The organism is Enterococcus sp. JNUCC 77 (genome assembly GCF_054819945.1).
The window spans coordinates 156,967-175,989 of the sequence record NZ_JBTHIG010000001.1 but is presented as its reverse complement, the minus strand read 5'-3'; the positions used below and the strand labels follow the sequence as shown (position 1 = coordinate 175,989).

General features: G+C 37.4%; 21 protein-coding genes. 1 reads left to right on the top strand and 20 read right to left on the bottom strand.

Features of this window, described 5'->3' with window-relative positions:
• The first annotated feature begins 58 nt into the window (after nucleotides 1-58).
• Complete coding sequence (locus ACVWNY_RS00855; RefSeq protein ID WP_454071543.1) at nucleotides 59-967, top strand: magnesium transporter CorA family protein; 909 nt, start codon at nucleotides 59-61, stop codon at nucleotides 965-967.
• Nucleotides 968-977: 10 nt separating this feature from the next.
• Here the strand turns inward: ACVWNY_RS00855 and ACVWNY_RS00850 are convergent, their stop codons facing one another.
• The 20 genes from ACVWNY_RS00850 to ACVWNY_RS00755 form a co-directional block, all read right to left on the bottom strand.
• Complete coding sequence (locus tag ACVWNY_RS00850) at nucleotides 978-1,730, bottom strand: helix-turn-helix domain-containing protein (protein WP_454071542.1); 753 nt, start codon at nucleotides 1,728-1,730, stop codon at nucleotides 978-980.
• A 75-nt stretch (nucleotides 1,731-1,805) separates the two neighbouring features.
• On the bottom strand, nucleotides 1,806-2,561 hold the full coding sequence (locus ACVWNY_RS00845) for a helix-turn-helix domain-containing protein (RefSeq protein WP_454071541.1): 756 nt from the start codon (nucleotides 2,559-2,561) through the stop codon (nucleotides 1,806-1,808).
• Nucleotides 2,562-2,659: 98 nt separating this feature from the next.
• A complete protein-coding gene (alsE, locus tag ACVWNY_RS00840; RefSeq protein WP_454071540.1) occupies nucleotides 2,660-3,349 on the bottom strand; it encodes a D-allulose 6-phosphate 3-epimerase in 690 nt (229 codons plus the stop codon).
• A gap of 21 nt (nucleotides 3,350-3,370) precedes the next feature.
• Complete coding sequence (locus tag ACVWNY_RS00835; RefSeq protein ID WP_218327025.1) at nucleotides 3,371-4,471, bottom strand: PTS fructose transporter subunit IIC; 1,101 nt, start codon at nucleotides 4,469-4,471, stop codon at nucleotides 3,371-3,373.
• 22 nt (nucleotides 4,472-4,493) lie between these two features.
• The gene (locus tag ACVWNY_RS00830; protein WP_218327026.1) at nucleotides 4,494-4,808 is read right to left on the bottom strand and encodes a PTS fructose transporter subunit IIB; all 315 of its coding nucleotides are present in this window, start codon (nucleotides 4,806-4,808) and stop codon (nucleotides 4,494-4,496) included.
• Nucleotides 4,809-4,826: 18 nt separating this feature from the next.
• A complete protein-coding gene (locus ACVWNY_RS00825) occupies nucleotides 4,827-5,276 on the bottom strand; it encodes a fructose PTS transporter subunit IIA (protein WP_438718996.1) in 450 nt (149 codons plus the stop codon).
• Nucleotides 5,277-5,295: 19 nt separating this feature from the next.
• Nucleotides 5,296-5,607, bottom strand: coding sequence for a PTS fructose transporter subunit IIB (locus ACVWNY_RS00820; protein ID WP_218327028.1), 312 nt, complete (start codon nucleotides 5,605-5,607; stop codon nucleotides 5,296-5,298).
• A gap of 12 nt (nucleotides 5,608-5,619) precedes the next feature.
• Nucleotides 5,620-6,042, bottom strand: coding sequence for a PTS sugar transporter subunit IIA (locus ACVWNY_RS00815; protein WP_454071539.1), 423 nt, complete (start codon nucleotides 6,040-6,042; stop codon nucleotides 5,620-5,622).
• Nucleotides 6,029-7,501 carry a BglG family transcription antiterminator gene (locus tag ACVWNY_RS00810; protein ID WP_454071538.1) on the bottom strand — a complete coding sequence of 491 codons (1,473 nt, stop codon included), beginning with the start codon at nucleotides 7,499-7,501 and terminating at the stop codon, nucleotides 6,029-6,031. Before ACVWNY_RS00810 ends, ACVWNY_RS00815 begins: the two co-directional genes overlap by 14 nt.
• A gap of 149 nt (nucleotides 7,502-7,650) precedes the next feature.
• On the bottom strand, nucleotides 7,651-8,358 hold the full coding sequence (deoD, locus tag ACVWNY_RS00805; protein ID WP_218327031.1) for a purine-nucleoside phosphorylase: 708 nt from the start codon (nucleotides 8,356-8,358) through the stop codon (nucleotides 7,651-7,653).
• A gap of 49 nt (nucleotides 8,359-8,407) precedes the next feature.
• Nucleotides 8,408-9,226, bottom strand: coding sequence for a purine-nucleoside phosphorylase (locus tag ACVWNY_RS00800; RefSeq protein ID WP_438718999.1), 819 nt, complete (start codon nucleotides 9,224-9,226; stop codon nucleotides 8,408-8,410).
• An 18-nt stretch (nucleotides 9,227-9,244) separates the two neighbouring features.
• Nucleotides 9,245-10,417, bottom strand: coding sequence for a phosphopentomutase (deoB, locus tag ACVWNY_RS00795; RefSeq protein ID WP_218327033.1), 1,173 nt, complete (start codon nucleotides 10,415-10,417; stop codon nucleotides 9,245-9,247).
• Nucleotides 10,418-10,501: 84 nt separating this feature from the next.
• Entirely contained in the window at nucleotides 10,502-11,455 is a 954-nt protein-coding gene (locus tag ACVWNY_RS00790; RefSeq protein WP_218327034.1) for an ABC transporter permease, read from the bottom strand.
• Nucleotides 11,455-12,597, bottom strand: a complete 1,143-nt coding sequence (locus ACVWNY_RS00785; RefSeq protein WP_218327035.1) for an ABC transporter permease — start codon at nucleotides 12,595-12,597, stop codon at nucleotides 11,455-11,457. The genes ACVWNY_RS00790 and ACVWNY_RS00785 overlap by 1 nt, the downstream gene beginning before the upstream one ends.
• Nucleotides 12,590-14,122, bottom strand: a complete 1,533-nt coding sequence (locus tag ACVWNY_RS00780; RefSeq protein WP_454071845.1) for an ABC transporter ATP-binding protein — start codon at nucleotides 14,120-14,122, stop codon at nucleotides 12,590-12,592. The genes ACVWNY_RS00785 and ACVWNY_RS00780 overlap by 8 nt, the downstream gene beginning before the upstream one ends.
• A gap of 192 nt (nucleotides 14,123-14,314) precedes the next feature.
• Nucleotides 14,315-15,415, bottom strand: a complete 1,101-nt coding sequence (locus ACVWNY_RS00775) for a BMP family lipoprotein (RefSeq protein WP_454071537.1) — start codon at nucleotides 15,413-15,415, stop codon at nucleotides 14,315-14,317.
• Nucleotides 15,416-15,479: 64 nt separating this feature from the next.
• The gene (locus ACVWNY_RS00770; protein ID WP_454071536.1) at nucleotides 15,480-15,875 is read right to left on the bottom strand and encodes a cytidine deaminase; all 396 of its coding nucleotides are present in this window, start codon (nucleotides 15,873-15,875) and stop codon (nucleotides 15,480-15,482) included.
• A 10-nt stretch (nucleotides 15,876-15,885) separates the two neighbouring features.
• Nucleotides 15,886-16,548, bottom strand: a complete 663-nt coding sequence (gene deoC / locus ACVWNY_RS00765) for a deoxyribose-phosphate aldolase (protein WP_218327039.1) — start codon at nucleotides 16,546-16,548, stop codon at nucleotides 15,886-15,888.
• A gap of 12 nt (nucleotides 16,549-16,560) precedes the next feature.
• On the bottom strand, nucleotides 16,561-17,862 hold the full coding sequence (locus ACVWNY_RS00760; protein ID WP_454071535.1) for a pyrimidine-nucleoside phosphorylase: 1,302 nt from the start codon (nucleotides 17,860-17,862) through the stop codon (nucleotides 16,561-16,563).
• Between the two features lie 139 nt (nucleotides 17,863-18,001).
• A complete protein-coding gene (locus ACVWNY_RS00755; protein ID WP_218327041.1) occupies nucleotides 18,002-19,018 on the bottom strand; it encodes a LacI family DNA-binding transcriptional regulator in 1,017 nt (338 codons plus the stop codon).
• Nucleotides 19,019-19,023 lie beyond the last annotated feature (5 nt).

Genomic DNA, 19,023 nt, shown 5'->3' with positions numbered 1-19,023 from the left:
TCTTAGCGCAGATTACAAACTCCTGCTATACTGGGACAGGATTTGATGAGGTGAGAAAATGACAAAAAAAATGACAACCGCAAAAGCACAAAATTTTAACTGGATTAATTTAGATTCTGATACATTTGGTGAGGATTCAAAAGTTTATCAAGAATACGGCATTGACGAAGAGGTCTTAAATTATGCCATCGATAAAAATGAACGTGCACGGGTGGAATATGACGATCAGCTACAAATGTTTATCTTGATCTACAATGTACCGAAATTGCAAAAAATTTATAATCACTATGAGACGGTTCCGCTAACTTTTTTAGTTCGAGGACAAAACTTAATCACTATCTCCAATCAAGAAAATGGCTATTTGGTCGAAACTATCAAAAATTTATTGATGAAACATCCAGACTTGTCTTTGTATAAATTTCTTTTTACGATTTTATTTATTATTTCTGATTTGTATTTTCCAATGGTAGAAGAAATGAATGCTGATCGCCAATTAATTAGCAATCGCTTAAAAGAAAAAACTAGCAAAAATAATTTGCTAGCTTTATCCGATTTAGAAACCGGGATTGTTTATTTAATTTCAGCTGCTAAACAAAATACGGTTCTACTAGAACAAATCAAAACCAATCCTATTTACCGTTCGATTAATGCTATCGAAAGAGAACAACTAGAAGATACTTTAATCGAAGCTAAACAACTAGTTGAAATGACTGAATTGGCCTCAGAAATTTTACACGGTATCTCTGGAACCTATAATAATATTTTGAATAATAATTTAAATGACACTATGAAAATCTTAACTGTCTTGTCTTTATTATTGACCATTCCCACCATCGTTACTGGTTTTTTTGGCATGAATGTACCCTTGCCCTTTGAGCATGATTTGTCCGGTTGGTGGTTCATTATTATCATTAGTGTTGTTGGCTGGTTTGGTTTTTCCTTTATTTTGCGGCAGATCTTAAAATAAACCAGATCTGCTATTTTTCTTTGTGAATTTCTTCATAGAGTGAAGCACCACTAAACATTAAATATAGAAGATTTTGTGGGTCTTCTAATTTCACACCATAAGAGCTTAGTAAAACTAACAACTGTGGTAAAAAGTCCCGTGGTTTACTTAAGATACTTAAACTATAGGTTTGATTATTTTTTGTCGTAATAACTAAATCAATCGGGTCTGAAAACCAAATATCAAATGCTGAAAACCGGCGTCTTTTGGTGTAAGACAAACAGGCAGTATCAATTTCTTCATAAGGAATAATTATTTTCTTCTCTGTATTAGTCAATCTTTGATATTGAACAACTAAAGGTGTGTAAGAAAATTCGTGAACCACTATTTGCTTTGCTTCTATCACCCAATAGTTTCGAATCAAGGCTGCCAAGCCAAAAATAGAAAGCAACAACATCAATACTAACCAGACAAACCACAAATGCGTAAAATCGAATTGCATAAAACTAGCTGAAATAAATCCAGCAACTAAAAGAAAAAATAACAAAGAAACCCCGCTAAAAAAATGACCCACTGTATAAGGTAGTTTTAATTGGTCAATTAGTTCATCACAAGATACATCTAGTGTAGTGCATAATTTTTCCAGTTCCATCTTGGTTGGAATAGCTTGATTTTTTATCCATTTTTCAACAAATGCGACTTCCACTTGTAAATCACTCGCCAATTCCTCAGTTGAGAGATGTAGAACTGCTTGTCTTTTTGAAATCAAATCTCCTAGCATCATTTCCCCCTCCTTTATTCAATTAAATAATAAGCCTATTAGATAAAAAAACCAATCAACTGACAGTTGATTGGCGATTTAATCAGCTTTATGGAATTCTTCATAGAGAGAAACATCTTTTAACAATAACTCAACAATCTCGTCATCGTCCTTGACCTTCACGCCTCGATGCTCTAAAAACATCACAAATTGAGGTAGATAATCTCGAGGTTGATTCAACAAATCAAACGAAACAAGCTTGCCATCTTTTTTTGTAACGTCTAAATACATCGGATCCGCACTCACATCTACAACGGAAAAACGAGCTTTTTTAGTATAACGTATCTTAGCTTCGGCCATCTCAGTATAGATGATTCTTGTTACTTTAGCTTTACGCATTATTAATTGAAACATTCCCCAAAAAGGAACGCTTGAATAACCTACTTGATAGATTTCCTTTTGATCAATCACCCAATAATCTCGAATCAAAAACGGAAGAATCATACCAGAAATTATGATAAAGTAGATCACACCCGCTAACCATAAATCGATTCGGAAACCAATCAAAAAACCCGTGACTAATACATCTAAAAGCAAAAAATTTCGCAACCGTTTCATAGTAAATTTTTTCCCCACGACATAAGGCTTTTTAAAAAAGGGACTCCCCCGTAAAAGCTCATCAATCGAAAGGTTAAACACTTCACTTAACGCGATTAAATTATCAATCGAAGGCACAGCTAAATTTTTTTCCCATTTCGAAATAGCTTGTGGCGTCACAAAAAGCTGCTGCGCCAATTCAACTTGGGTCAAGCCAGCTTTTGTCCGATATATTTGTAACAACTCCCCTAAACGCACAACTATCACTCTCCTGCTTTCATTATAAACTTTTTTATCCCCTAAAAGTAAAAAAAGACTGGATCAAAAGTTATTTAACTTTCAATCCAATCTAAAGGTTATATTAGTGCTTTCCCAGTCATATCTTCGTAATCTTTTTTCATGATTTCCCAAGATTTTTCAATCTTATCATCTAGTCCAAATAAACCGCTGCGACCAACAATATAGATGTCTGGTCCGGCTGCATCAATTCGTTTGAATGATTTCCGATTGGATGAACCGTCCATTTCGATAACATATTTGTAACCTTTTTCTTCTCGTAAATCCCGTAAAGCAACAATTTTATCTAAGGTACTTTCGATAAAGCGTTGTCCAGCAAAACCTGGATCAATAGTCATGATGGTAATTTTATCCAACAATTCGATGTATGGGAAAATTGTTTCAATCGGTGTTTCTGGATTTAAAACAATTCCTGCTTTTAAACCTGCATCATGAATTTGATCGATTAAACGAAATGCCATGCCATCTAAAACTTCAGCATGCATACAAATCCATTCACATTTTTGAGCAACTAATTGATCTACCCAAAAACTTGGATTTGTCACCATCAAGTGTGCTGACATTGGTAAACTACTGATTTTGCGTACTTCATCAATAAACCACGGTGATAAAGTAATATTTGGCACATAATGACCGTCCATAATATCAATGTGATAAGAATCTACCTTATCATTTAGAAAAGTAATTTGTTCTTTAAATTTATCTAAGTCCATCGTCATTAATGATGGTGAAAATTCTACTTTGTTCATACTTAACCTCGCTTCATTTTTTTAGAAAATTTGAATATCGTCTAAACTAATTTCATCTTCTTCCACTTCTACCGCTGTATCTAATTCTTCTAACGGTACATTTTTCTTAATCACCGCTAATGCTACAGCGGTCACTACAATATTTACTAAGAGCGCCATCACGCCAGCCATTGGACGCGACATGGTTGGAATCATCAAGACACCACCAAATGGAACTGTTGCATCGGCACCTAAGACCATTGATACGGCACCACCTGCTGCACCACCGATTGCAGTTGCGACAACACTACGAACAATATCATTCATTACTAAAGGAATAACACCTTCGACAATATTGATTACACCCATCGGTACGGCAGATTTTAAAGTTTCAACTTCCACTGAAGAATAAATATTTTTTCTAAATAATTTCGCAATAAAATAAGCTAAACCGAAACCGATTGGTGTGGCAGTATTGACTAGTTGTAATGCAGTAATTGGTCCATTCAACCCTTCTGCTTGCATCGTTAATACAAAAGCGAAAACTGTTTTGTTGATTGGTCCACCGTAATCGACACCACTTAAAATCCCGACAACTGCACCAAAAATTAATAATGACGAAGAACCTAAACCATTTAATAAGTCCGTTAATAAATTAGTAAATGCGGCAATTGGAATCCCGATAATGTATACCATGATTAATCCGCCGACAATTGATGTTAAAAATGGTACTACTAAAGTTGGCATCAAACCTTTTGCCCAGTTTGGTAATTTTACATATTTTAAGACGGCCAATACTAACCAACCCGCCATGTAACCACCAATGATACCGCCGATAAATCCAGCGCTGATTGCGTTTGCTGTCAAACCGATGATAAAACCTGGTGCAATCCCTGGTTTCGCTGCAATCGAATAAGAAATTCCGGTAGCAATCACGACTGGTAATAATCCTAAACCAGCTGCTCCCATCGTTGCTAAAGCATCCCAGATTGAAAATTCTCCTTGTACTAAAGCTGATTGGTTACTTCCGCCAAAAGCCATCCCAATGGCAATTAGAAAACCTGCGCCACAGACAATCGGGATTAAATAAGAGATCGCCGTCAGCAAGTGTCCTTTTAAATTTAACCGTTTGATAAGTTCCATTTTTGTTTCCCCCTAGAGTATATTATGCTTGTGCCACCACTTCGGCCGCCTTTTCAATAAGTTTGTTAGGTGATTTCACGGCAATTTCTGTTGGAACTTGGATAATGCGTTTGCCCTCGAAACGTTCCCGACCAGAAATTTTTACATCTACCGCTAAAATAACCACGTCTGCTTCATTGATTTGTTCTGGTGATAATTCATTTTCCACACCAATTGTTCCTTGCGTTTCCACTTGAATCTCATAACCGGCTTTTTTTCCGGCATTTTCTAATTTTTCTTGCGCAATATAAGTATGGGCAATTCCCACTGTACATGCTGCTACTCCGACAATTTTCATCAATGATTCCTCCAATTTTTAGACAAAGGCCGTAACGATTGCGTCTTGATCTTTGGCTTGTAATAAGTTTGCTACGACTTCATCATTACCTAATTTGCGGGCAAACATTGCTAATAATTTTAAGTGATCTTTAGCGGCTTCAACGTCATCTCCAACAGCAAATAAAATAATTCCTTTAACGCCTTTGCCATCTAAAGTTTCCCATGGAATTTCTTCGTTGTTAATACCGATTGCAACACCAACGTCTTTTACAAAAGCACTTTTTCCATGAGGAATTGCGACATAATTTCCGATTCCTGTTTGGCCTTCTGCTTCTCGTGCGTAAATATCTTTGATAAAACCTTCGATGTCGGTAATGTTGCCATTGGCCAACAATAGTTCTGCTAATTCATGTAAAACTTCATCTTTAGATTTTGCATTCATATTAGTTTTCATCAAATTTTTGTTTAATATTTCGGTCATTTCCATTTTGTTCTCCTCCTAATAATTATCCCGCAACAACTTCAGCGGCTTTCTCAATTAATTTATTTGGTGATTTTACTGCTACTTCAGTTGGTACTTGGATGATGCGTTTGCCTTCAAAACGTTCGCGACCAGAAATTTTTACATCCACTGCTAAAATCACGACGTCTGCTTCTTTAATTTGTTCATCTGACAATTCGTTTTCCACACCGATGGTTCCTTGTGTTTCTACTTGAATATCATATCCGGCTTTTTTACCAGCGTTTTCTAATTTTTCTTGTGCGATATATGTATGGGCAATTCCCACCGTACATGCTGCTACTCCGACGATTTTCATAAATGATTCCTCCTAAATTTCTCCAACTATTTCAGTTATTTGTTTGATAGTATTGGCTGCCAACAAATTTTCGACAAATTCATCATCAGCTAATTTTCGAATAAATAAGGCAATTCTTTTTTTGATTTCCACCGCTTCATTTTCTTTTAGCAAGATGGCAATCACAAATGCTACGTCTCCTTGTTTCTCCCAGTCAAAAGTTCGCTGCAACTTCACTAATAAAACTTGGCTCGTTAAAATATCAGGACTTTCAATATGAGGCAAGGCAACTTTTTCCGCTACCATAATACTGCCTAAATCCACCCGCTCTTTTAACTGCTGGCTGACTTTTTCAGGCGCATTGCTAACGGCTTTCTGACTTAAAAACTGATAGATTTCTTGAACATTGCTAAACGTATCAACAATTTCGACATGATATAATTTATTTTCGCTCATGATAAATCTCCTCAATTTTATTTTTAAGCCGTTCTTCATCTTCTTTTGAAAACATCGCACTAACTAATAAATTATTGATGGACACTTGCTGGTTCAAATCAATCGTGGATAAAATCAATTCCACCCCTGCATAATCTTGCGAACTTTGATCATAATCTCTCGTGGCCAAAACATCGACAATTTCCAACTCAGGAAACTTCTTAGCAATTTTGACTCGTAATAATTCCGAAGTTCCAATCCCAGTAGTACACATAATCAAAGTTGGAATCGGTCGCCGATCAGTTTCTAACACTCGAGCAAAGTACAACGTGATAAAACCATTTTCATCATCATTAATGGTTGCCAGTTGAAATTTCTGACTCGCCAACGCTGAGACTTCTGTGACTTGCTGAAAGATATTGTCGTAGACACTTTTAATTTGGTCTAACAAACCATTTTTCACTCGGATTTGATTTTCTAAACGATTCAACATCGGTTTAATATGGTTAGCAAAATCATTGAAAAATATTTCATTCACCATCGCAATTCCTAACCGTTTGGTCATCTCTTCCAAATAGAAGTAAGTCACGTCGTTCACTTTGTCAGAAAAATGATTGTTTTTCTTATTATTCCCTTCAATTCTCGAAGAAACCAAGTATTGATAGAGATGATAAATTTCATTTTCCGGTAACGGCTCATTTATATATTTGCTGATGTTATCAATCACCGTTTCAGCAATTTTCTTTAACTCAGGATCTTTTACCATCTCTTGTTCTTCTTCAGCCGTCACTTCTCGTTTAACAATTTGCGAAGATTTACGAGAACGACTGACTAAAATATACAAGTGAGAAAAAATATTCACGTTATAAGGATAAGGAATTTGCAGTTTCATCTTGCGCAGTTGATCCAAGATATACAAAACATCATAACTATTGAAGTTTAAACTTTGATTGTTGCGCAATTCTTCAATATCAACAATGTTCATGTTTTGAATCACATCGCCAATCGCTTTGCGGATATTTTTCTCTTCTCCGACGATCGCCAACTGCCGATTTTTTCGCTCCAAAACTAAATCATACTGCGCCAACTCATTCGTCAAAATCTGTTCATCACTGGCCACCACTGAATCACCGACATAATACTCATCGAATAACTCATAAATTTTTTTCGGATGCGGTGCCGCTAATAACAAAGCTTCTAGCACGCGTTCTCTCCGTTGTTTCGGCGTGAAGTCTATTTGCTTTTCACTTTTTGCCACTGGATTGCCTAAATATTTTTCATAGTTTAGTTTAAATCCGCGACCTTTCTCAGAAAAAATCATGATGTCATCAGTGACTTCATCATTAATTTTTTTGACTAAGCGATAGACCGTTTTAGGTGAAATATTAAAATGTTTGGCAATCTCTTCCCCCGTCACAAAATCTGACTTGTTAGAAAGATACAATAATAGCTGCTTTTCGCGATTTCCTTTTTTACTCATAACTATTACTCCTTCGATGTCTTTATAATAAAGCACTTTCAAGAAAGCGTTTCACTTATAAATGTCCAATGCACTGGACATTTTTTTAGCGGACAAAAAAATACTAAGAGTAATAGGTTTGTCCCCTACTACTCTTAGTATAGTTTTTTTTATTCACCAATCAATGTTTCTAAACCAACATGCATCATATCTTTAAAGGTATTCTGGCGTTCTTCTGAAGTAGTTTCCTCACCAGTCAGCATATGATCACTAACCGTCATGATGGCTAAGGCTTGTACATCAAACTTAGCAGCTAAGTAATATAAAATTGCTGCTTCCATTTCCACACCTTTGATACCGTAATTCGCTAAATCAAAAGTTGGTTTCAAATCATCTTTGTAGAAAGTATCTTCTGATAAAACATTTCCCACATGAGTTGTAAAACCTTGCTCTTTAGCAATATTATAAGCTCTTACCATCAAATCAAAATCAGCAATCGGGGTAAAATGGAAACCTGGAAAATGCTTAGCTACCATTGATGAACTCGTTACCGCGCCTTCAGCAATAATCAAGTCTCGCACATGAACATCTTTTGATAAAGCACCACAAGTACCTACGCGAATTAATTTTTTCACGCCATAAGATTCAATTAGTTCCTGTGCATAAATTCCTGCAGAAGGCATCCCCATACCTGTTCCTTGAACAGAAACTCGTTCGCCTTTATAGGTACCAGTATAACCTAACATCCCTCGCACATTATTATAAATTTTTGCATCTTCTAAAAAGTTCTCTGCAATAAATTTTGCTCGTAATGGATCTCCCGGCAATAAAATTTTATCTGCTACTTCTCCAGCTTTCGCCTCAATATGAACGCTCATCGTATTCCTCCTAAAACTATTTTTAATCATGATTTAGCTACATGATTTTTTAAAGTTCCTGCAATGTTTCTTTCACTAAGAATTTGAAATCTTCTTTTACTCTTTCAGTTGTTTCGACAACTTCTGCATGATTTAAATTAGCTTGCATTCCTGCAGCCAAGTTCGTAATACAAGAAATCCCCAAAACTTTCAAACCACTGTGAACTGCAACAATCACTTCAGCCACGGTAGACATACCCACAGCATCAGCACCCATCGTGCGAGCCATATGAATTTCAGCTGGTGTTTCATAAGTTGGCCCACTAAAACCCATATAAACCCCTTCACGTAAATTTAAGCCCACTTTTTTGGCAGCTGCTCTAGCTACGTCTTGGTATTCTACTGTGTAAGCATGGCTCATATCAGGGAAACGAGGACCCATTTCATTATCGTTGGGACCAATTAAAGGATTGGTTCCGGTGAAATTAATATGATCATTAATCAACATTAAATTCCCTGGCTCAAAGTTTTTATTTACCCCGCCAGCTGCATTGGTTACGATTAATGAGTGAATTCCTAACGCTGCCATCACTCGCACAGGATAAGTCACACTTTCCATTGGATAACCTTCATAAAAATGGAAACGTCCTTGCATCGCTAAAACTTTTCTGCCTGCTAAGGTTCCATAAACCAACTGCCCTGCATGTCCTTCAACCGTTGAAATTGGGAAATACGGAATATCGCTATAGGCAATCTTCACCGCATCTTCAATTTCATCAGCTAATTCCCCTAAGCCAGAACCTAAAATTAAACCAAATTCAATTTCATTAACGCCTTTTTCTTGGATATAACTGGCTGTTTGCTGCAGTTTTTCTTGTAAACTTGTCATATAAGTCAGTCTCCTTTTTTATTTTAATAGTTTTAAGAAGCTTTCGCCATTTTCAGTTGCCGGTACATCAAAGTTTTCAGCAATTGTTGCTGCAATATCAGAATAATAACCTTGTGGTAATTGGCCCTTTTCTTGCATTTTTTTGCTGTAAACTAACAATGGTACATATTCACGAGTATGATCTGTTCCGGGGAAGGTTGGATCATTCCCATGGTCAGCTGTAATTAATAATAAATCATCCTCTTCTAGTGCATCCAAAATTTCTGGAATTCTTAAATCAAAATCTTCAATCGCATGTGCATAGCCGACAACATCCCGACGATGACCATATAGAGCATCAAAATCTACTAAGTTGGTAAAACTTAAGCCTGTAAAATCTTCCTTCATGACCTTCAATAATTGATCTACTCCGTCCATATTACTTTTCGTACGGACAGAATCCGTGATTCCTTGACCATTGAAGATATCATTAATTTTTCCTACAGCAATTACATCTTTACCATTGTCTTTCAATGAATCTAAAACTGTTTTACCAAATGGATCTAAAGCATAATCATGACGATTACTTGTTCGAGTAAAATTACCAGGTTCACCTAAGTAAGGACGGGCAATAATCCGACCGATCATATAAGGATCATCCTTTGTGATATCTCTAGTATATTGGCAAATCCGATACAGTTCTTCTAACGGAATAATTTCTTCATGAGCAGCTATTTGCAACACTGGATCAGCAGAAGTATAAATAATTAAATCCCCAGTTTTCATTTGTTCTTCACCATAATCAGCAATTACTTCTGTTCCACTATAAGGCTTATTAGCGCCCATAATAATGCCTCGACCGGAAAACTCAGAAATCTTGTCTAATAATTCTTGCGGAAAACCTTCAGGAAATACGCGGAATGGTGTTTGAATATTTAAACCCGCAATTTCCCAGTGACCAGTCATGGTATCTTTACCAACCGAAACTTCTTCTAATTTAGTCGCATAACCGTCGTGATCAGTAATATTTTTTACGCCATCTAATGGTCGGATTGAACCTAATCCAAGTTGTTCTAAATGAGGAATGTTTAGCCCCGCTTCTTTGGCAATATGACCTAAAGTATCACTACCAACATCATTAAATTTATCAGCATCTGGTGCTTCACCAATTCCAACAGAATCCATAACTACTAAGTGCATACGCTTAAACATATTCTTCCTTCTTTCTCATTTTTATTTACAAAAAGGGCGACACTAAGCAACGCTGTCCCTTAGTCCCACCCTTAAAAACAAAACTTATTTTGATTTGATATAGTTCACACCGTCTGCTTTTGGTGCAGCGGCTTTACCTAAGAATAATACTAAAACGATAATCGTCAAAACATAAGGGGCTGATTGTAAATACACATCTGGAATTTGTGAAATCACTGGTAAATTTGATCCAGCAATACTCAAGTTTTGGGCAAAGCCGAAGAAAACAGCGGCTCCCATCGCACCTAACGGATTCCATTTACCGAAGATCATCGCAGCTAGTGAAATGAATCCTTGGCCGGCGATCGTTGTTGCGGCAAAACGTCCAGCGATTGATTGAGCGAAAACAGCACCACCCATACCACCTAAGAAACCAGAAATTAACACACCTGAATAACGCAAGGCGTAAACATTCATCCCTAAAGTATCTGCTGCTTGTGGATTTTCACCAACTGAACGTAAGCGTAAACCAAAACGTGTCTTGAAGATGACAAACCAAGCTAAAACAGAAATAGCAATTGCAAAGTAAGCCGGTAAACTAGTTGAAGCAAAGAATAAATCTCCGATTACTGGAATCTTACTTAACACAGGAATATTTGTATATCCAAATTGATGTGAAATTGTATCAGTTTGACCTTTATTATAAAGTACTTTAATAAAGAATATTGTTAAAGGTGGCGCCAATAGATTCATTACTGTCCCACTAATGATGTGATCTGCTCGGAATGAGACGGTTGCTACTGCATGTAGTAGCGAGAATAACATCCCTGCCAAACCGCCGACTAATACTCCTAGCCAAGGGGTCCAGGCTCCAAACTGACCAGCAAAACTTAAGTTAAAGACAATCGAACTAAAGGCACCAAAAACCATAATCCCCTCTAGACCAACGTTAACGATCCCGCTCCGTTCAGAGAAAACACCACCGAGGGCTGTTAAAATTAACGGTGCAGAATAAACCAATGTTTGCGTAATTAATGAACTAAGCATTTGTAAATTCATTATAATTCGCCCCCTTCTTTATTCTCATGTTCTTTCGCGGTCTCGTCCTCATTTAGAATTTCCTTAACAACGGCTTCTTCTTTTTTACCGCCAGAAACTCTAGCTAAACCTACTTGAACGATATATTTAATTGCAACGAAGAAGATAATAATTGGAATAACACTATTTGCTAATTCACTTGGTACACCAGCGAACTGCATTCCTTGACCACCCAGTTTTAAGACACTGAATAGTAAAGCTGATAACAAGATTCCGATGGAGCTACCGTTACCCAACAGCGATACGGCCATCCCGTCAAAACCAATACTAATCGAAGAACCTTGGACAAAGTAATTCATAAAGGTTCCTAACCCTTGAACCACGCCACCTAAACCAGCTAAAGTACCAGAGATAACCATCGAAATAACGATTGTCCGTTTGCTACTCATACCAGCATACTCAGAAGCAAATGGGTTCAAACCAACGGAACGAATTTCAAAACCTAAAGTTGTTCGTTTCATCAAGAACCAAACCAATACTAAGAATACTAAAGCTAAAATGAAACCTGTATTTACCCGTGAACCACCAAAAATATTTGTTAACCACTGTGCTCGAAGCGAGCCGTTGGCACCGATAATTTTGGTTACCCCTTTATTAGAAATAATATCAGGATTCATGACATTATTAACAATGTGATTGGCTACATATAAAATCACATAGTTCATCATGATGGTAACGATAACTTCACTCGTGCCAAAGAAAGCACGTAAAACACCAGGAATTGCTGCAGCTAGCGCACCCGCTAAAGCACCAGCAATAATTGCTAATGGTAATACAATAGCTTTTGAGGTATCTGGCATGCTTAAAGCGACCCAGATACTAGCAACCCAGCCACACAATGCTTGACCTGATAGCCCGACGTTAAAGAATCCCGCTGAATTCGCTACTGAGAAGCCTAACGCTGTAAAAATCAAGGGACCTGCGCCAACAAGAATTTCCCCAATGGACATCTTGCTCTGGAAAGCAGAGTTAAACATTGCTTGATAACCCGTTACCGGATTAAAGCCAAAGATTAACATCAATACTGCACCTAAAGCAAAACCTAAAATAACTGAAATGACTGGTACTAAAATATTTCTAATTCGCTCTTGGCGATCATTCATTTGACTCACCCGCCTTTAATTCTTTCCGTGCTTCTTCTAAACTATAACCAGCCATTAATAAACCAAGTTCGTTTTCAGAAGTCTCTTTCGGATCAACAATCCCGACAATTTCACCGGCATGAATTACAGCGATACGGTCAGATACGTTTAAAATTTCATCTAGTTCAAAACTGACTAACAGCACACCTTTATTTTTATCCCGTTGTTCGACTAATCGATTATGAATATATTCAATCGCTCCGACATCTAATCCACGAGTTGGCTGTGCCACAATTAATAAATCTGGGTCACGATCAACTTCTCGAGCGATAATCGCTTTTTGCTGATTCCCACCTGATAATGAACCGGCAGGCGCTTTTTCACTTGTTGTACGGACGTCGTATTCTTCGATTAACCGTTTTGCATATTTGTCAATTTCACCGTGATTTAAAACACCCATTTTACTAAATGGTGCATGATAATATGATTGCAATGTAAGATTTTCAGATAATGGCAATGGTAAAATTAATCCGTATTTGTGTCGATCTTCTGGCACGTGTCCTACACCTGTTTCGGTGATTTTACGAGGACGTTTATTAGTAATGTCTTCGCTACCTAAAGTAACTGTGCCGCTTTCTACTTTTCTCAATCCTGTGATTGCTTGAATCAGTTCGCTTTGACCATTTCCATCGATACCAGCGATTCCGACCACTTCACCACGACGAACATCTAAGCTTAGGTTTTTTACCGCTTCTAAACCACGACTTTCTTTCACTGATAAATTCTTAATCGAAAGAATAACGTCACCTGGTGTTGCAGGTATTTTATCTGTTTTAAAGGAAACTGAACGACCAACCATCATATCAGCCAGTTGTTGTGAAGAAACATCTTTCACATCTACCGTCCCGATTGATTGCCCACGACGGATAACAGAACAGCGATCTGCCACTTTTTTGATTTCATCTAACTTATGGGTAATCAAGATAATTGATTTGCCTTCTTTTACTAGGCTACCCATAATCTCGATTAATTCATCAATTTCTTGCGGTGTTAATACAGCTGTCGGTTCATCAAAAATCAAGACATTGGCTCCCCGATATAAAGTTTTCAAAATCTCAACCCGTTGCTGCATCCCAACTGAAATATCACGAATATAAGCATCAGGGTCTACTTGTAAACCATACTCTTCAGATAAACGTAAAATCTCCTGACGGGCTTTTTTCTTATCTAAAATGCCCAAATGCGTCAGTTCACTACCTAAAATAATATTTTCTGTTACTGTAAAAGCTTCTACTAACATGAAATGTTGGTGAACCATTCCAATTCCTAACTGGTTCGCCTTGGTTGGACTAGAGATATCAACTTTTTGTCCATCCATCAAAATCTCACCTGAAGTTGGTTGCAATAAGCCTGACAATACGTTCATTAAGGTTGATTTCCCGGCACCATTTTCTCCTAACAGTGCATGAATTTCGCCTTTGCGAACTTTTAGATTGATATTGTCATTGGCTTTAAACGTGCCAAATTGCTTGGTGATATTGCGCATTTCAATGACATACTGTTCTTCTGTCACTATTTTTCACATCCTATCACTTTTTAGACCTGAGCAAACAGATTTACCTAAAGGGATTCTTCCCTTAGTCAAACAGTAATTACTTTACTGCTTGACTAAATAAAGAATAAGGAAAGGAGACAAAAACTGGTAAAGCTTTTGTCTCTTTTTCCAAAAGTACATAAATTATTTTCCTGGTGTTTCTGGTACTTTTACTTCACCATCAGAAACTCGTTTTTCAGCTGCGTCAACTGCAGTTTTAACATCGTCAGTTAAGAAACCATCAGTAAGTGATACCCCACCGTCTTTTAGACCATAGTTTAAGTGTTCGCCGCCAGGGAATTTATCGTTTAATGCGCGAGTAGAAATATCTTGTACTGAAGTACCTACACCTTTAAGTGTTGAAGTTAAAGTGAAGTTACTTTCTGTACCTTCTGAATCTGTGTATTTACCATCATCTTGTTGGTCACTATCAACACCGATAACCCAAACTTTTTCAGCTTCTGGCACTTTTTCGTTACGTGCTTTTGCTTCTGAGAAGACACCCGCACCAGTACCACCTGAAGCATGATAAATAATGTCAGCGCCATTGTCGTACATGTTAGCAGCTAGAGCTTTACCTTTTGAAGGATCTCCAAATGATGCTGCGTATTGTACATCAACAGAAATATCTTTACCTAATTCTTTAGCTGCATCAGCAACACCTTTTTCAAAACCAGCTTGGAAACGGTCGATTACTTGACCTTCTTCACCACCGACAAAACCTAGTTTATCAGTTTTAGTTGTATATGCTGCTGCAACACCCGCTAAGTAAGCTGCTTCGTTGTCTTTAAATGTTACAGAAACAACGTTGTCTTTGTCTTCGATAACTGAATCGATAATCGCAAAGTTTGTGTTTGGATTAGCGTCAGCTGCTTGAGTGATTGGATCTGCTAATAGATAACCTACACCAAAGATTGTATGGAAGCCGTTTGAAACAGCTGAATCAATATTTGTTGTATATTGAGAAGCATCATTTGATTGGATATAGTCATATCCGCCAGTACCGCGACTAATGTCATGTTCTTTACCCCAAGCTTGTAGACCTTCCCACGCGCTTTGGTTAAATGATTTGTCATCTACACCACCGATATCAGTAACAATTGCCACACTGTGTTCTGCATCTGCACTGCCTGAACCGCCACCTGATGAATCAGTTCCACTGTCGTTACCTCCACCACAAGCTCCTAGTACCAATAAAGATGCTAGTGCCACAGCGCCTAGACCAAATAATTTTGCTTTTTTCATTCCTGTAAAGCCTCCTAAATAAATTATGGTTTTTTCAACAGTCAAAAGACTGAATGAACAATGTTTATAAATCCTTTTCAGTAAACATGTATGGTAAAAGTTGTTCTACGGTCATTTCTTTTTTTACCCCCTGATCACCGATTAAAGTTACGGGCATCTCTGGTGCACAAAATTCTGCCATCACTTGTCGACAGGCACCACAAGGAGAAATCGCTTCTGGTGTATGTCCTGCTACTACTAAATGTGAAAACTCTCTTTCGCCTTCAGAAACAGCTTTGAAAAAAGCGGTTCTTTCAGCACAATTACTCAATCCATATGAAGCATTTTCGATATTTAGCCCTTGATATATTTTGCCATCTTTTGTTACTAAACATGCGCCTACCGGAAAATGCGAATAAGGTACATAAGCTTTATCCAGTGCTTCAACGGCTACGTCAATCCATTCTTGTTTCGCTGTCATCTTTTATCTCCTAATAACCTGAACCAGATAATCCGTTCATGATCGCAACTCCGGAGCTAGCACCTAAGCGTGTTGCACCAGCTTCGATCATTGCCAAAGCTTCTTCTGCATTATGGATACCACCAGAAGCTTTCACACCCATTTCAGGGCCAACAGTCGCTCTCATTAATTTTACATCATCAATTGTTGCACCACCAGTTGAGAAGCCTGTTGAAGTCTTAACAAAGTCAGCACCAGCTACTTTAGCTAATTGACTTGCTTTGATTTTTTCTTCATGATTTAACAAACTAGTTTCAATAATAACTTTTACTAAAGCTTTATCTTTAGCTACCGCCACCACCGCTTCAATATCTTTTTGAACTTTATCATAATCTTGATCTTTTAAAGCACCGATATTGATTACCATGTCAACTTCATCTGCGCCATTTTCAATGGCATCGTTGGCTTCAAACGCTTTTGTTGCAGTTGTGTTGGCACCTAAAGGAAAGCCGATTACTGTACATACAGCCACTGGTTCACCTTTTAATTCTTTGGCTGCTAGTTCAACCCATGTTGGATTTAAACAAACAGAATAAAAACGGTATTTCTTTGCTTCTTCGATAATTTTTAACACTTCAGCTTTGGTTGCATCTGCCTTTAACAACGTGTGGTCAATCATGCGATTTAATTCCATAAAAACGATCCCCTATTCTGTAATAATTGCATGAATCAATGTTGGCTCAGTGAACTGGTCGCTAATTTTAATGTTGTCATATAGCAATTCTTTCACGTTCTCGACATTTTCTTCATTTGCATAAATTGTCAGCAAGCTTTCTCCTGCTGCAACTTTGTCACCAATTTTTTTGTGAAGCTTAATACCCACAGCATGATCAATCGCATCTTCTTTGGTTTTACGACCAGCACCCAGTAACATAGCTGCGATCCCAATTTCATTTGCGACTAACTCTTCTACATAGCCAGACATTTTTGCTGGCAAGGCAATTTCATATTTTGCTGTTAATAGTTTTTCTGGTTGATCGATTACAGTTACGTCTCCACCTTGATCTATCACCATTTCACGGAATTTTTCTAAAGCTTTACCTGACGCTAAAGCTTCTTCCAACATTTTTCTAGCATCTTCTAAGCTGCTTGCTTGCTTGGCCAGTACGACCATCTGACTGCCTAAGACGTAGCACATCTCAGTTAAATCTTCTGGACCTTGACCTTTCAAAGTATCGATTGCTTCAACAATCTCAAGACTATTTCCAATCGCTTCACCCAAAGGCTCTGACATATCAGAAATTACCGCCATTGTTTGACGGCCAGCTAGATGACCAATTCTTACCATGGTTTTGGCTAAGCGTTTGGCATCATCAATGTTTTTCATAAAGGCACCTTCACCAGTTGTCACATCTAAGACAATTGCATCCGCACCCGCCGCAATTTTTTTACTCATGATTGAGCTGGCAATAAGTGGAATTGAATCCACAGTCGCAGTCACATCTCTTAAAGCATATAATTTTTTGTCTGCCGGTGCGAGATTCCCAGACTGACCAATGACTGCTACCTTACTTTTATTTACAATATCAATAAATTCTTGTTCAGATAATTCAATCTTGAATCCTGGAATCGATTCAAACTTATCTAAAGTTCCTCCGGTAAAACCTAACCCACGACCTGACATCTTAGCAACTGGGACACCGACACTAGCAACGAGTGGCGCTAAAACTAAAGTCGTCGTATCGCCTACACCACCTGTTGAATGTTTATCTACTTTGATTCCTTCAATTGAGGACAAGTCAATAATTTCTCCAGAATTTGCCATTGCCATTGTTAATGAAGTAATCTCTTCATCAGTCATATCTTGATAAAATATTGCCATCAACAAGGCACTCATTTGATAATCAGGAATTGATTCCTCGGTATAACCCGAAATAATAAAATCAATTTCTTCTTTGGTTAAGGTCTGTCCGTCACGTTTTTTTTCGATCAAGTCAACCATTCTCATTTTATAAATCCTCCAAACTTAGTGACATTATACAACAAAAACGCAAAAGGTAAACCACTTTAGTAAAACAGTTTACTAAAGAACAAAGCGCTTTCGGAAAACGCTAACAACGTTATTGTATAGAGGGCTAGGTGATTTGTCAAGCCTCATCTAATTTTTTTACACTCTCACGAATAATTAATTTAGTTCGAAAGATTTTATTCGGAATTCGCTGTGAAGGAAAATTAATTGCGTCTACTAAAAACTTTGCAGCTGAAAAACCAATTTCGAAACTTGGTTGAAAAACCGTTGTCAAAGGTGGAACCATATATTCACTAATTTCTAATCCATCGAAACCAACCACTGAAATATCTTCAGGAATTTTCAAACCAGCTTCATAAATTGCTTGATAAGCACCAATCGCCATTTCATCATTGCCGCAAAAAATAGCAGTAATTTCTTTATTTTTTAAAACTTCTCTGGCAGCGTGATAACCACCTTCAATAGTTAAATTGCCTGTCGCAACATAACTTTTCTTGAAGGGTAATTGATTTTCAAAAATTACTTGCTTATATGCATTTTCTCGTTCAGAAAGCTGGTAATAGCCTTCATTTTCTTTTAGCATACCGATATGGCGATGTCCTTGTTTAACTAACATACGAACCACTTCTTGTGCTCCGGCATATTCTTCCACCAACAGTTGTCCCCAATCACGGTCATTAAAACCACGGTCAATTAAAACCACTGGATGATTACGATAAAATTCACTATCTAAAGCTTGCTCCGGTGACAATTTATGCGGCGTTGCAATTAAAATACCGTCCACCGAACGATGAGATAATTCGTTCAATAACAATCTTTCTTGTTCACGATCATGACGGGAATTGCACAAAATGATCATGTAGCCTAAAGGATTTAAATAACTTTCCACCCCTTCAATCACTTTCGAGAAAAAAAAGTCAGTCACATCTGGAACAATCATGCCAATTGTCTTAGAATGACGGTTAATTAAATTAGCCGCAAAAAAATCGGGTTTGTAATCATATTCTTCAACGATATCCAAAACTTTCCGGCGTGTCTTCTCGCTAAAGCGATTACCTTTATTATTTAAAATTTGCGAAACAGTGGTGACAGAGACGCCTGCCAATTCAGCAATTTTTTTAATTGTGATTTTCATAGGGG